Annotated in this window: 18 protein-coding genes; 1 reads left to right on the plus strand and 17 read right to left on the minus strand. The window is 65.9% G+C overall.

Translation table 11 applies throughout. The features are described 5' to 3' along the window. Positions 1-140: 140 nt before the first annotated feature. The 8 genes from BM394_RS08535 to infA all read right to left on the minus strand — a co-directional run bounded on the left by BM394_RS08535 (position 141) and on the right by infA (position 4,978). Complete coding sequence (locus BM394_RS08535) at positions 141-1,040, minus strand: tRNA pseudouridine synthase A (RefSeq protein ID WP_207227697.1); 900 nt, start codon at positions 1,038-1,040, stop codon at positions 141-143. Beyond that, positions 1,040-1,594, minus strand: coding sequence for a 50S ribosomal protein L17 (gene rplQ / locus BM394_RS08540; RefSeq protein WP_092976491.1), 555 nt, complete (start codon positions 1,592-1,594; stop codon positions 1,040-1,042). Before rplQ ends, BM394_RS08535 begins: the two co-directional genes overlap by 1 nt. A gap of 51 nt (positions 1,595-1,645) precedes the next feature. After that, entirely contained in the window at positions 1,646-2,767 is a 1,122-nt protein-coding gene (locus BM394_RS08545; RefSeq protein ID WP_092925824.1) for a DNA-directed RNA polymerase subunit alpha, read from the minus strand. 151 nt (positions 2,768-2,918) lie between these two features. Next, positions 2,919-3,524, minus strand: a complete 606-nt coding sequence (rpsD, locus tag BM394_RS08550) for a 30S ribosomal protein S4 (protein WP_092925826.1) — start codon at positions 3,522-3,524, stop codon at positions 2,919-2,921. Between the two features lie 25 nt (positions 3,525-3,549). After that, positions 3,550-3,954, minus strand: coding sequence for a 30S ribosomal protein S11 (rpsK, locus tag BM394_RS08555; RefSeq protein ID WP_092626192.1), 405 nt, complete (start codon positions 3,952-3,954; stop codon positions 3,550-3,552). Positions 3,955-3,977: 23 nt separating this feature from the next. Next, on the minus strand, positions 3,978-4,355 hold the full coding sequence (gene rpsM, locus BM394_RS08560) for a 30S ribosomal protein S13 (RefSeq protein ID WP_092925828.1): 378 nt from the start codon (positions 4,353-4,355) through the stop codon (positions 3,978-3,980). 234 nt (positions 4,356-4,589) lie between these two features. After that, positions 4,590-4,703 (minus strand): 50S ribosomal protein L36, encoded by a 114-nt coding sequence (rpmJ, locus tag BM394_RS08565; RefSeq protein WP_092626791.1) that lies wholly within the window; start codon positions 4,701-4,703, stop codon positions 4,590-4,592. A 53-nt stretch (positions 4,704-4,756) separates the two neighbouring features. Then, positions 4,757-4,978 (minus strand): translation initiation factor IF-1, encoded by a 222-nt coding sequence (infA, locus tag BM394_RS08570; RefSeq protein WP_017976785.1) that lies wholly within the window; start codon positions 4,976-4,978, stop codon positions 4,757-4,759. Between the two features lie 574 nt (positions 4,979-5,552). Here infA and BM394_RS08575 point away from each other — a divergent pair. Continuing rightward, on the plus strand, positions 5,553-6,194 hold the full coding sequence (locus tag BM394_RS08575) for a class I SAM-dependent methyltransferase (RefSeq protein ID WP_245780061.1): 642 nt from the start codon (positions 5,553-5,555) through the stop codon (positions 6,192-6,194). A 255-nt stretch (positions 6,195-6,449) separates the two neighbouring features. Here the strand turns inward: BM394_RS08575 and map are convergent, their stop codons facing one another. From map to rpsH, 9 genes are all read right to left on the minus strand, one after another. Further along, entirely contained in the window at positions 6,450-7,238 is a 789-nt protein-coding gene (map, locus tag BM394_RS08580; protein ID WP_092976497.1) for a type I methionyl aminopeptidase, read from the minus strand. Between the two features lie 289 nt (positions 7,239-7,527). Beyond that, on the minus strand, positions 7,528-8,082 hold the full coding sequence (locus tag BM394_RS08585; RefSeq protein ID WP_092925834.1) for an adenylate kinase: 555 nt from the start codon (positions 8,080-8,082) through the stop codon (positions 7,528-7,530). A 284-nt stretch (positions 8,083-8,366) separates the two neighbouring features. Beyond that, positions 8,367-9,677 carry a preprotein translocase subunit SecY gene (gene secY / locus BM394_RS08590; protein WP_092976500.1) on the minus strand — a complete coding sequence of 437 codons (1,311 nt, stop codon included), beginning with the start codon at positions 9,675-9,677 and terminating at the stop codon, positions 8,367-8,369. Positions 9,678-10,114: 437 nt separating this feature from the next. Beyond that, a complete protein-coding gene (rplO, locus tag BM394_RS08595; protein WP_092976504.1) occupies positions 10,115-10,564 on the minus strand; it encodes a 50S ribosomal protein L15 in 450 nt (149 codons plus the stop codon). Beyond that, positions 10,564-10,749 (minus strand): 50S ribosomal protein L30, encoded by a 186-nt coding sequence (gene rpmD / locus BM394_RS08600; protein ID WP_092626204.1) that lies wholly within the window; start codon positions 10,747-10,749, stop codon positions 10,564-10,566. Before rpmD ends, rplO begins: the two co-directional genes overlap by 1 nt. Before the next feature lie 4 nt (positions 10,750-10,753). Next, complete coding sequence (rpsE, locus tag BM394_RS08605; RefSeq protein ID WP_092626206.1) at positions 10,754-11,365, minus strand: 30S ribosomal protein S5; 612 nt, start codon at positions 11,363-11,365, stop codon at positions 10,754-10,756. Between the two features lie 65 nt (positions 11,366-11,430). Next, positions 11,431-11,835: a 50S ribosomal protein L18 gene (gene rplR / locus BM394_RS08610; protein WP_165400704.1), complete on the minus strand. Its 405-nt coding sequence runs from the start codon at positions 11,833-11,835 to the stop codon at positions 11,431-11,433. A 2-nt stretch (positions 11,836-11,837) separates the two neighbouring features. After that, positions 11,838-12,377, minus strand: coding sequence for a 50S ribosomal protein L6 (gene rplF, locus BM394_RS08615; RefSeq protein ID WP_092925844.1), 540 nt, complete (start codon positions 12,375-12,377; stop codon positions 11,838-11,840). 16 nt (positions 12,378-12,393) lie between these two features. Next, positions 12,394-12,792, minus strand: coding sequence for a 30S ribosomal protein S8 (gene rpsH / locus BM394_RS08620; protein ID WP_092925846.1), 399 nt, complete (start codon positions 12,790-12,792; stop codon positions 12,394-12,396). Positions 12,793-12,851: the final 59 nt, after the last annotated feature.

Below are 12,851 nucleotides of genomic sequence, written 5' to 3' on the forward strand. Positions count from 1 at the left end.
AGTGTCGATTTCTCGCGAAATCGCGGCACCAGTGCAGCGGTGCGGCCCCAAGCTCTTGTCGATTTCTCGCGAAATCGCCGCGCTGTGCGAGGAAGGCTCCTCACGGACCGGGCAGCGGCGTTTTCCGACGAAACCGACGGTCACAGCGAACGCCGCGCCCTGGTGGTTCTGACCCGCTCGGCCAGCTGGTCGTCGGGCGGATAGTCGACCCCGGTCAGCGTCAGGCCGTGCGCCGGGGCCACCGCGCTGGTCTTGGTCCCCTCACGCAGCATCTCCGCCGGCCACTCGGTACCGCGTCGGGAATCACCGGACATCAGCACCGACCCCACCAGACTCCGAACCATGGAGTGGCAGAAGGCGTCCGCGGTGAGGGTCGCCTCCAACAGGTGCCGATCGACTCGCTCCCACTCGAACAGCTGCAACTGCCGGACGGTGGTCGCGCCCTCGCGTTGCTTGCAGAAGGCCGCGAAATCGTGCAGCCCCACCAGATCGTTCGAAGCCAGCTTCAGCCGCCGCACGTCCAGCGGCCTGTTCCAGGCCAGGGTGTCGCGCCGCCGCAGCGGGTCGACTCCCCACGGCGCGTCCGAAACCAGGTAGCGGTAGTGCCGCCGCATCGCGGCGAACCGCGCGTCGAAGCCCGCGGGAGCGACCTCGGCCCGCAGCACCCGAACGTCACCGGGCAGAATCCGGTTCCAGCGACCGCACAGCCGCGTCAGATCGGGCACACCGTGCTCGTCGACCTCCAGCCGGTGCCGATCCCCCGCAGCCAGCGGCACCGCGTCCACGTGGACCACCTGACGGTCGGCGTGCACGCCCGCGTCGGTTCGCCCGGCCACTACGACCGAACCCACGAGCTCCCTGCCCGGCGGCTGCTTCCACAGCGCGTCCTCCAGCAGTCCCTGCACGGTCCGCAACCCGGGCTGGCGCGCCCAACCGGAGAAATCGGCGCCGTCGTAGGCGAGTTCGACGCGAACGCGAACGAACCCGCCCTCCCGTTCGGGAGCGGCGGGTTCGTCGGCGGCCTCGGCACGCGACGGAATCAGGACCGGTCCTTGTTCTCGGCGTCCTCGTCGCTGGTGCCCTCGGCGGAGGCGTCGGAAGCGGACTCCGCGACGTCGGCGTCCGCGGACTCGTCGGCCTCGGCGGTCTCCTCGCCCTGCTGGGCGGGCTCCGCCGTGGCCTGCTGGTCCTTCGCGAACTTGGTGCCGCGGGCGGCTTCGGCCTCGGAAGTGGCCGTCTTCTCGTTGACCAGCTCGATGATGGCCATCGGAGCGTTGTCACCCTTGCGGGGCATGGTCTTGACCACCCTGGTGTAGCCACCGGGGCGATCGGAGAAGAACGGTCCGATCTCCGCGAAGAGCTTGTGAACAACGTCCTTGTCACGGATCGTCTTCAGCACTTCGCGACGATTGTGCAGGTCACCCTTGGTGGCCTTGGTGATGAGACGCTCCGCCAGCGGCTGGACCCGCTTGGCCTTCGCCTCGGTCGTGGTGATCCGCCCGTGCTCGAAAAGCGCGGTGGCCAGGTTCGCCAGGATCAGCCGCTGATGCGACGGCGACCCGCCAAGACGCGGACCCTTCGTTGGGCTGGGCATCGGTTGCTCCTCTCAAGGTGCGGCCGGAAACCAGTCCGCGAAGCGCAGCCGTCAGAGCTGCTCAGTCTCCGCGTAGTCCTGACCGTCGTCGTCATAACCGTTGTCGAAGCCGGTTTCGTAACCGCTGTCGAGACCGGTGTCGAAACCGCCGGCGGACATCCCCTGGGAGATGCTCGGCTCCTCCGACCAGCCTTCCGAGGGGTACTCGGCGGCAGCGGCGGAGGGATCGAATCCCGGAGGGCTGTCCTTGAGGGTCAGACCCAGACCGACCAGCTTCATCTTGACCTCGTCGATCGACTTCGCACCGAAGTTGCGAATGTCGAGCAGGTCGGCCTCGCTGCGCGAGACCAGCTCGCCGACGGTGTGGATACCCTCGCGCTTGAGGCAGTTGTACGAGCGTACCGTGAGATCGAGATCCTCGATCGGCATGGAGTACGCCGCGATGGTGTCCGCCTCGGCGGGCGACGGACCGATCTCGATGCCCTCTGCGTCGACGTTGAGCTCACGGGCCAGGCCGAACAGTTCGACCAGGGTGCGGCCTGCCGAGGCGACCGCGTCCCGCGCGGTCATCGACGGCTTGGTCTCGACATCGAGAACGAGTCGGTTGAAGTCCGTGCGCTGTTCGACACGAGTCGCGGTGACGTCGAACGAAACGTTCCGCACCGGCGAGTAGATCGAGTCCACCGGAATCCGGCCGATCTCGGCACCGGACTCCTTGTTCTGTGCCGCCGGGACGTAGCCGCGACCCCGCTCGACCACGAGCTCGATCTCCAGCTTGCCCTTGGAATTCAGGGTCGCGATGTGGAGATCGGGATTGTGTACCGTCACACCTGCCGGTGGGACGATGTCGGCGGCGGTGACGTCACCGGGGCCCTGCTTGCGCAGATACATGGTGACGGGCTCGTCGTCCTCGGAACTGACCACGAGTTCTTTGATATTCAGGATGACGTCTGTAACGTCTTCCTTGACCCCCGGAATCGTGGTGAATTCATGCAGCACACCGTCGATACGCAGGCTGGTCACGGCCGCACCCGGGATCGAGGACAGCAGGGCACGGCGGAGCGAATTGCCGAGGGTGTAACCGAAGCCGGGCTCCAGCGGCTCGAAGGTGAACCGGGAGCGCGTCTCCGAAATAGGCTCCTCGGACAGTGAGGGTCGCTGGGAGATGAGCACTGTCGTTTTTCCTTTCCACACGGCGCCCGCCATTTTACGCCGAAGGGATGGCGTGCCCGCTGCGAACAGTGGGCGAGGTGGGGACGCGTCGCGTCCCCACCCGTACCGGGCCGCGGAGCAGCCATCGATGCGGTAGCCGCTCCGCCCGGTATCACTTCGAGTAGAGCTCGACGATGAGCTGCTCGGTGACCGGTGTATCGATCTGCGCACGCTCCGGCAGTTGGTGCACCAGCACGCGCAACGACGAGGGCACCACTTGCAGCCAGGCCGGGCAGGGCCGCTCGCCCAGGGTTTCCTTGGCGATGATGAACGGCGTCGTGTTCAACGACTTCGGCTTGACGTCGATGATGTCGAACTTGGCGACCTGGTAGCTCGGAATGTCGACCTTCCTGCCGTTGACCAGGAAGTGACCGTGGTTGACCAGCTGACGGGCCTGCCTGCGGGTACGCGCGATCCCCGAACGGTAGACCACGTTGTCCAGCCGGCTCTCCAGCATCTGCAGCAGGTTGTCACCGGTCTTGCCGGGCCTGCGGTTGGCCTCCTCGTAGTAGGAGCGGAACTGACGTTCCAGCACTCCGTACGTGAAGCGGGCCTTCTGCTTCTCCTGCAGCTGCTGCAGGTACTCGGTTTCCTTGATGCGTCCACGGCCGTGCTGCCCCGGCGGGTACGGACGACGCTCGAACGACTGGTCACCGCCGACGAGGTCAACCTTCAACCGACGGGACTTACGGGTCGCGGGACCGGTGTAACGGGCCATTGCGTTTCTACTCCTCTCCCGCTTCTCAGACCCGACGACGCTTCGGCGGGCGGCAGCCGTTGTGGGGCTGCGGGGTCACGTCCTGGATGGTTCCCACTTCGAGGCCGGCGGCCTGCAGCGAACGGATCGCCGTCTCACGTCCGGAACCCGGCCCCTTGACGAACACGTCGACCTTCTTCATGCCGTGCTCGGCAGCCTTGCGGGCGGCGTTCTCGGCCGCCATCTGCGCGGCGAACGGCGTGGACTTGCGGGAGCCCTTGAAGCCGACGTGACCGGCGGAGGCCCAGCTGATCACCGAACCGACGGTGTCGGTGATCGACACGATCGTGTTGTTGAAAGTGCTTTTGATGTGCGCCTGTCCGTGCGCTACATTCTTTTTTTCCTTGCGCCGGACCTTCTTGACGGTCCCGGCGCGACCCTTCGGTGGCATTACTGCTTATCTCCTCGCGAGGCTTACTTCCTGGCCTTCTTCTTGCCTGCGACCGTCTTCTTCGGCCCCTTGCGGGTGCGGGCGTTGGTCTTGGTCCGCTGCCCGTTCAACGGCAGGTGGCGACGGTGCCGCATCCCGGCGTAGGAGCCGATCTCGATCTTCCGGCGAATGTCGGCCTGCACCTCACGACGGAGGTCACCCTCGACCCGGTAGTTGTTCTCAACGTGTTCACGCAGCTTGGCGAGCTGCTCGTCGTCGAGATTCTTCGCGCGGGTGTCCATCGAAATATCCGCGTTGCGCAGAATCTCCTGCGAGCTGCTGCGGCCGATGCCGTAGATGTAGGTCAGCGCGACCTCGATGCGCTTCTCGCGCGGGAGGTCGACGCCGGCAATCCTTGCCATCTGGCAGGTGCTCCTCACTCTTCATTCCAGGTCTACTCCCCGACCGTCCTCGTGCACGGGGCTCGCCCGGGCGGAGTCGTTTCGAAACCGAAAACCCGTCCGGAACCCGTAACCACACGAAGCCCCGGCCTGGTTCCGGGGGTGAACCGACCCAACTCCCGAGTCGGCAGGTCACAGGGAGGTCCCTTGTATCGCCTGGTTCGTTTGTCTCGGTAGCGACCGCGTCGCTGCCGGTCAGCCCTGACGCTGCTTGTGACGCCCGTTGTTGCAGATCACAAGAACCCGTCCGTGACGACGGATCACCTGGCAGTTATCGCAGATCTTCTTGACACTCGGTTTGACCTTCACGGCCGTGCTCTCCTGATCGCGACGCGTGTCCGTAACCCCGGACACCGTGGAGGTCACTTGTAGCGGTAGACAATGCGCCCACGGGAGAGGTCGTAGGGAGACAGCTCCACGACGACCTTGTCCTCGGGCAGGATGCGGATGTAGTGCTGGCGCATCTTGCCACTGATGTGCGCGAGGACCTTGTGGCCGTTCTCCAACTCGACACGGAAGGTCGCGTTGGGGAGCGGCTCGATCACCCGACCCTCGACCTCAATGGCCCCGTCCTTTTTGCCCATGTCCTCCGCGTTTCGTGACGGTGACAGTTCATCTTCTCGGTAGCTCGTACCGTTATTACCGCTGACGCCGGAGCCGGCACCAAAGGCAGACCCACTCCGACGCGGTTCGGCAGCCCAACCACCCACGGACAAGCTGGCCCCGAGGACATGCACAGGAATCACGGTCCCGCGATCGGGAAACCGTGCTGCTGCCCGCCCCAGCGGACCACGCCCCCTGCGAACAGAACGGCATGACGAACCGGCGCCACGAGTGCGCCGATACTCCACTGTACGCGCACGCGCGAATGCCACCCAAATCGGGGCTGGACATCGAGCCGACAGCCACTCCGCGGGCCCTTTAAAACACACTCAGTGATAACTGTTCGTCGCTCCTTCGCCGCTCATCGAAGGAGACGAGTCCCACAGCCACGCGTGGCACCGCCATCGATACCAGGCGGACCACGTGTCCTCGGGGACGCCCGGGGCGAGCGGGAGGGGCAGCCGCTCCGGAGGAAGCGCTTCCGGGGAGAGTGTCGGTATGATCGAAGGTCGTCCGGCGAAACCACCCCGGTCAGACACACCGAGGAGACACAAGGTGACGACCCAGCACCACGGCCGTTTCTCACCGACGCATTGGCTGCGGAAGGCACCTGTCGTTGATTACCGACGGTTCTTCACAGCGGCGATCCGTCATCCGGGAACGGTCGGCGCGGCAACCCCCACCTCGAACGCGGTGGCGGACAGCGTGGGACGCGTCGTGCCGGATCGCGGCGAACCGGTGGTCGTCGAACTCGGCCCGGGGACCGGCTCACTCAGCGTCGAGATAAGGAAAAGACTACCCGCCGCGGGCAGACACGTGGGGATAGAACTCGACGAGCGCATGGTGCGCCACCTGCGCGGGCGGATCCCCGAGATGGAAACGGTGCACGGGGACGCACGGGAACTGCGATCGACGTTGCCCAAGCTCGGGATCGACAGCGCGGATGTGATCGTGACCAGCATTCCCTGGTCCCTGCTCGACGAGAACGAGCAGCACGACGTCCTTCGGCAGTGTCGCCGGAGCCTGGCACCCGACGGGGTGTTCACCGCCATGACCTACCTGCCGATGCGCCACAGCCCCGGGGGGCGCCGCTTCCGGGCTCGTCTGGAGGCCGGTTTCGGCGAGGTGCTGACGCACATCACGTGGCGAAGTGTCCCGCCGATGCTGCACTACACCTGCCGCCACCCGATCGAGTGAGTCGTCGGCCCTGGCAGCGTGAATTTCTCGCGAAATCGCCGCGCCGCTACGACGCAGTGCCGAACTCCAACCACTCCCGCGGGCCGAACCCCGACCATGCCCGCAGTCGGCACCGCCGCGGGTTCTCCGGTGCGGCTCTCGCGAGGACGGCCCCGACGTTGTGTAGTACCTACCCGATGTCGGGGCACCCGCAGCGAGAGCCGTGCCAGAGGTTCCGCCACGGAACCACCCACCAAAACCGGGGGGACGGTCGCCTCACTCGGCGGCGGTGAGCACCCACGGGCCGTCGGGGGTGATTGCCACGGTGTGCTCCCAGTGCGCGGCCCGGGAGCCGTCGGACGTCACCACGGTCCACTCGTCGGAGAGCTCCTCGCTTTCCGGCGGACCGAGCGTCAGCATCGGCTCGACGGCCAGTGCCATCCCCTCCCGGAGCTTGGGCCCCTTGCCCGGCCTGCCCAGGTTGGGGAGGAAGGGCTCCATGTGCATGCGGGTCCCGATGCCGTGCCCGCCGTACTCGGCGATGATCCCGTAGTCGATTCCGTCGGAGGCGGCGGCCGACTTGGCCGCGGACTCCACCGCGTGCGAGATGTCGGTCAGCCTGTTCCCGGCGGCGACCTTGTCGATACCCGCCCACATCGCCCGCTCGGTGGCCGCCGACAACGCCAGTTCACGTTCACCGACCGAACCGACCGGGATGGTCACGGCGGAGTCACCGTGCCACCCGTCCAGAATCGCTCCGCAGTCGACCGAGATCAGGTCGCCGTCGGCGAGCACCTCCGTCGTCGAGGGGATGCCGTGCACGATCTTCTCGTTGATCGAGGCGCAGATCGACCCCGGGAAACCGTGGTAGCCCTTGAAGGAGGGGATCGCGCCCGCGTCACGGATGACGCCCTCGGCGACCGAGTCGAGTTCGGCGGTGCTGACCCCCGGTTTCGCCTGCTCGGTCACCGCCGCGAGGGCGCGCGCGACGACGAGCCCCGCCGCGCGCATCGCCTGAATCTCACCACTGCTCTTGAGCTCGATGCCCTTACCGCGACGCAGCACCGCTGCCCCTCTCGTCAACTCAACGGCCTTACAAGAACGATTCTCGCCCCGGTACGAGTCCCGGGCCACTTCCCCACCGCGGCCCGGCGACCGCGGGAGCCGGGCGGTCCGGGAGCGTCGGATACCTCTCCGGCTCCGCCACACATCACCGACCCCCGCGGTCCGAGTACCGTCGCGCCGAACACCGCCGCTCGCGGAACGAGTTCACGCGAGGTCCGGCCACGAAATCATCTCCCCGGGACCGGCGGCCCGGCTACGGGCAACGGATCGAACCGGGGAGCGAAACCACTCAGGCACGAGCGCGCAGGGCCTCCAGGGCTCGCGAGGTGACTTCCTCGACCGGCCCGAACGCGTCGATCGTGATCAGCTTGTTCCGGTAGTAGTCCAACAGCGGCGCCGTCTCCGAGTCGTACACGTCCAGCCTGCGCCGGATGAGTTCCTCGGTGTCGTCCGAGCGACCGCGGTCCAGCAGACGCCGGACCAACTCCTCCCGGGGAACCTCGAACTGCACCACCGCGGTGAGTTCCATCCCGTTCTCGGAGAGGATGTCGCTGAGCACGTCGGCCTGCGGCGTCGTGCGCGGGAATCCGTCGAGCAGAAAGCCCTCGGCCGCGTCACTGGCGGCAAGACGCTGACGCACCATCTCGTTGGTGACCTCGTCCGGTACCAGCTCACCGGCGTCCAGGTAGCTCTTGGCCTCCTTGCCCAGTGGCGTGACGTTGTCGATGTTCTCCCTGAACAGATCGCCACTGGAGATGTGGGGGACCGCGAGATGTTCACTCAGCACGGCCGCTTGGGTGCCTTTGCCCGCACCTGGCGGGCCGACCAGAACCAATCGCACCAAGGGTCTGCCTCCGAATCCGTGATGATGGCTCACGCCACCGTTTGGCGGGCACTTTCGTCCCGTCTGTCATCGCCGTCCGCACCACGCGGCGCCCCGGGAAGCACTCCCGGCGGCGATCCCGCCGACGCGGACATCGAGCGATCGACACCGTAACCGACGTGGCCGATTTCGCCATGATTACCGCCCGAACTGTGGGAAACCACTCGAAGCGGAACCGCGCCGCTCGGGGTCATCGACCACCGAGCGGGCAGCGGCCACGGCGTCATCGCCAGGACTCTTCGAGCCTACCGGAGGAAGCCCTCGTAATTGCGCTGCGTGAGTTGGCTCTCGACCTGTTTGACGGTGTCCAGTCCCACGTTGACCATGATCAGGACCGCGGTGCCGCCGAACGGAAAGTTCTGCGCACCGCCCTGACCACCGGTAACCCCGAGGAAGAAGTTCGGGAGTACCGCGATGATGCCCAGGTAGAGCGCACCGGGCAACGTGATGCGCGAGAGCACGAAACTCAGGTACTCGGCAGTGGGCCTGCCCGGACGAATACCCGGGATGAAACCGCCGAACTTCTTCATCTCGTCGGCACGCTCTTCCGGATTGAACGTGATCGAGACGTAGAAGTAGGCGAAGAAGATGATCATCGTCATGTACAGCAGGATGTGTACCCAGCTGGACGGATCGACGATGTAGGTCTGGATGAAACGCGACCACCAGGTGTTCTGGTTGCCCGCGAGCTGTCCCAGCAACTGCGGGAGGTACAGCAGCGAGGAACCGAAGATCACCGGGATCACACCGGCCTGGTTGACCTTCAGCGGCAGATACGTGGAGGTGCCGCCGTACATCCGGCGCCCGATCATGCGCTTGGCGTACTGCACCGGGATGCGGCGCTGCGCCTGCTCGACGAACACCACGCTGGCGATGATGACCAGACCGAAGCAACAGATCACGGCGAAGACGAAGCCGCCGCTGTTGTTCAGGATGTTGCCGCCCTCGGCCGGGATGCGGGAAGCGATCGAGGTGAAGATCAGCAGCGACATGCCGTTGCCGACACCGCGTTCGGTGATCAGCTCGCCCATCCACATCAGCAGTGCCGCACCGGCGGTCATGGTGACCACGATGACCACCATGTTCAGCACCGAGCTGTCCGGGATGACCTCCTGCTGACACCCCGGGAAGAGCTGCCCGCGCACGGCCAGCGCGACGATGCCCGTCGCCTGCAGCACGGCCAGCGCGACCGTCAGGTAGCGGGTGTACTGCGTGAGCTTGGCCTGGCCGGACTGGCCTTCCTTCTTCAACTGCTCGAACCGCGGGATCACCACCTGCAGCAGCTGAACGATGATGCTGGCGGTGATGTAGGGCATGATCCCGAGGGAAAGCACCGACAGTTGAAGCAGGGCTCCGCCACTGAAGAGGTTCAGCAACGAATAGACGCTCTGACTCTCGCCTTGTAGAGCCTGCACACACTGCTGGATGTTCGGATACGACACCCCTGGAGACGGAATCGTGGCACCCAGTCGGTACAGCACGACCATTCCCAGTGTGAACAGGATCTTACGGCGCAGGTCCGGCGTCGTCAGAGCCGAGCGGAAGGCGCCGAGCACGCAGACCTCCTGTGCGCGAGCCGGTAGTCACCGGCCGATGTCGGTGGCCGACTCACGAGTCGCCCACGGCTGGATTCCGTCAACGATTCCGTACCACGGCGTGGCACGGAACCGCCGCACGGACTCTAACAGCATTCACCCCGCCCGTAGTAGCCACCTGCGGACAATGGCAACGAAACGGCGCCCGAAAAACACTCGCGGTGATCAGTGAGCGGCCACTTCGGACACTGTTCGCGATCGGCGAACCCGGCCCGTGGCTGTCGGTACCACGTGTTCGAAGGCGAAATCACTGCTCACCGAAAGCGGGAGCATTGCTGGCGAAAAAGAACGGGCCGGTCGACAACGAAGTCGACCGGCCCGAAAACGTGAACCGCGCGACGCGACGCGGGTTCGGCCGCACCGGAACATCGCCCCGTGACGGGACGGTTCGTCCGGGTTCAGCGCTCCTGCTTGGTGGCGCTGCCGCCCGCGGCCGTGATCTTGTCCTTGGCACTGCCCGTGAACGCGTGCGCGGTCACGTCCAGCTTCACCCCATCGAGATCCCCGCCGCCGAGGATCTTGACGAGTTCGCCCTTCTTGAGCAGTCCGGAGGCGATCAACTCGTCGATGCCGACCTTGCCACCCTGCGGGAAGCGCTCGGCCAGCTTGCCGATGTTGATGCCCTGGTACTCGACGCGGTTCGGGTTCTTGAAACCACGCAGCTTGGGCAGCCGGATCTGCAGCGGCATCTGGCCGCCCTCGAACCCGGGCGCCACTGTCTTACGCGCCTTGGTTCCCTTGGTGCCGCGCCCCGCGGTCTTGCCCTTGGAGGCTTCACCGCGGCCGACCCGGATCCTGCTCCGCTTGGAACCGGGAGCGGGCCGCAGATCGTGAATCTTGATGGCCATTACTCGACGACCTCCTCGACCGAAACAAGGTGGCCGACGGTGTCGACCTGACCACGAACCGTGGGACTGTTCGGCCGAACGACCGTCTGGCCGATCTTACGCAGCCCGAGGGTGCGCATGGCGTCACGCTGGTTGGGCTTGGTGCCGACCAGACCACGCGTCTGGGTGATCTTGAGTTTGTTCATCGGCTCAGACCTCCTGACCCGCGCGCTGGCGCAGCATCCGGGCGGGAGCCACGTCCTCCATCGGGAGACCACGGCGGGCCGCGACCTCCTCGGGACGCTGCAGCTCCTTCAGCGCCGTGACGGTGGCCTGCACGATGTTGAGCGCGTTGCCGCTGCCCAGCGACTTGCTCAGCACGTCGTGCACACCGGCACACTCCAGCACCGCACGGACCGGGCCACCCGCGATGACACCGGTACCCGGGCTGGCCGGGCGCAGCAGCACCTTGCCCGCGGCGTCCTCACCCTGCACCGGGTGAGTGATGGTGCCCGCGACCCGCGGTACGCGGAAGTAGTTCTTCTTGGCTTCCTCGACCCCCTTGGCGATGGCGGAAGGCACTTCCTTGGCCTTGCCGTAACCAACGCCGACGAGGCCGTCGCCGTCACCGCAGACGACCAGCGCGGTGAAACTGAACCGCCGGCCACCCTTGACGACCTTCGCGACCCGGTTGATGGTCACTACACGTTCGAACTGCGGGGATTTTTCCTGGGCCGCCCCGCCACGGCCGCCGTCGCGGCGGTCCTTGCGGTCCTTGCCGCCGGATTCCGAACCGCCTTCACGCCGAGTGCGTCCAGGCATCAGGCGTCCCTTCCGTTACGTGCTGTCATCCTTCGTACGACGACGATGTGGTTATTGCGCACTTCTCAGAACTCCAGACCGCCGCCACGCGCGGCATCCGCGAGAGCCGCGACCCGACCGTGGTAGGCGTTGCCGCCACGGTCGAACACGACCTTCTCGACTCCTGCCTCGCTGGCCCGCTGCGCGACCAACTCACCCACGCGGGTGGACTGGGCCGTCTTGTCTCCCTCGAACGAGCGCATGTCGGGCTCGTGCGTGGAGGCGGCAGCCAGGGTGTGACCGATCGTGTCGTCGATGACCTGCGCGACGATGTGCTTGGTGGATCGGCTGACAACCAGACGCGGCCGCTGCGGGGTGCCGCTGATCTTCTTGCGGATTCGAACGTGCCGCTGGTTCCGGGCACGGCGACGCACGCCCGCGACGCTCTTGCCCACCGGCTTCTTCCTGGTGGCTGTGGTGCTCTCGCTCATGGTCACTTACCCGTCTTCCCGACCTTGCGGCGGATCTTCTCGCCCGCGTAGCGCACGCCCTTGCCGTTGTACGGCTCGGGCAGACGCAGCTTGCGGATCCTGGCGGCTACCTCGCCGACGAGCTGCTTGTCGACGCCCTTGACCGAAAGTTTGGCCGGGCCGTCCGTGGCGAACTCGATGCCTTCCGGGGGTTCCATGACGACCGGGTGGCTGTAGCCGAGGGAGAACTCGAGGTTCTGCCCCTTCTGCACCACGCGGTAGCCCACGCCCTGGATTTCGAGATCCTTCTGGAAACCCTGACTGACGCCGACAACCATGTTGTTGATCAGGCTGCGGGACAGACCGTGCAGCGAGCGGTTCGCACGCTCGTCGTCCGGACGTTTCACCAGCAGCGAGCCGTCCGAGTCCTGCTCGACCCTGATCGGTTCGGAAATGTTCTGTTGCAGCTTGCCCTTGGGGCCGTTCACCGTAACCGTCTGGCCGTCGATGCTCACATCGACGCCGGAGGGAACGGTGATCGGCAACTTCCCGATGCGCGACATACCGTAAACTCCTCCTTCACCAGACGTAGGCGAGGACTTCCCCGCCCACACCGTTCCGCATCGCTTGGCGATCCGTCTGCAGACCGCTCGACGTCGAGATGATGGCGATGCCCAGTCCCCCCAGAACCTTGGGAAGGTTCGTGGACTTGGCATACACCCGCAGACCGGGCTTGGAAACCCGGCGCAGCCCGGTGATGGACTTCTCGCGGTTCGGGCCGAACTTGAGCTCCACGACCAGTTCCTTGGTCTTGGCGCCCTGCTGTTCACGAGAGCCGGCCACGTAACCCTCGCGCTGAAGAATGTCGGCGATGTTCGCCTTGATCTTGGAGTGCGGCATCACGATCTCGTCGTGGTACGCGCGACTCCCGTTGCGCAGACGTGTCAGCATGTCTGCGATCGGATCGGTCATCGTCATGGTGACCCTGTCAACCTTTCTCGTTCGGTTCCCCGGGCCCGGATGCCGCGAACCGCGGT

Origin of the sequence: Actinopolyspora lacussalsi subsp. righensis, assembly GCF_900116555.1 — a bacterium.
GTDB classification, from domain to species: Bacteria; Actinomycetota; Actinomycetes; order Mycobacteriales; family Pseudonocardiaceae; genus Actinopolyspora; species Actinopolyspora lacussalsi.

Bases quoted from the DNA above. Each gene is read 5' to 3' on its own strand.
- rplQ (WP_092976491.1), bottom strand. From the start codon at position 1,594: ATGCCCAGCCCAACGAAGGGTCCGCGTCTTGGCGGGTCGCCGTCGCAT.
- rpsD (WP_092925826.1), bottom strand. From the start codon at position 3,524: ATGGCCCGTTACACCGGTCCCGCGACCCGTAAGTCCCGTCGGTTGAAG.
- rpsK (WP_092626192.1), bottom strand. From the start codon at position 3,954: ATGCCACCGAAGGGTCGCGCCGGGACCGTCAAGAAGGTCCGGCGCAAG.
- rpsM (WP_092925828.1), bottom strand. From the start codon at position 4,355: ATGGCAAGGATTGCCGGCGTCGACCTCCCGCGCGAGAAGCGCATCGAG.
- infA (WP_017976785.1), bottom strand. From the start codon at position 4,978: ATGGGCAAAAAGGACGGGGCCATTGAGGTCGAGGGTCGGGTGATCGAG.
- rplO (WP_092976504.1), bottom strand. From the start codon at position 10,564: ATGGCCATCAAGATTCACGATCTGCGGCCCGCTCCCGGTTCCAAGCGG.
- rpmD (WP_092626204.1), bottom strand. From the start codon at position 10,749: ATGAACAAACTCAAGATCACCCAGACGCGTGGTCTGGTCGGCACCAAG.
- rpsE (WP_092626206.1), bottom strand. From the start codon at position 11,365: ATGCCTGGACGCACTCGGCGTGAAGGCGGTTCGGAATCCGGCGGCAAG.
- rplR (WP_165400704.1), bottom strand. From the start codon at position 11,835: ATGAGCGAGAGCACCACAGCCACCAGGAAGAAGCCGGTGGGCAAGAGC.
- rplF (WP_092925844.1), bottom strand. From the start codon at position 12,377: ATGTCGCGCATCGGGAAGTTGCCGATCACCGTTCCCTCCGGCGTCGAT.
- rpsH (WP_092925846.1), bottom strand. From the start codon at position 12,792: ATGACGATGACCGATCCGATCGCAGACATGCTGACACGTCTGCGCAAC.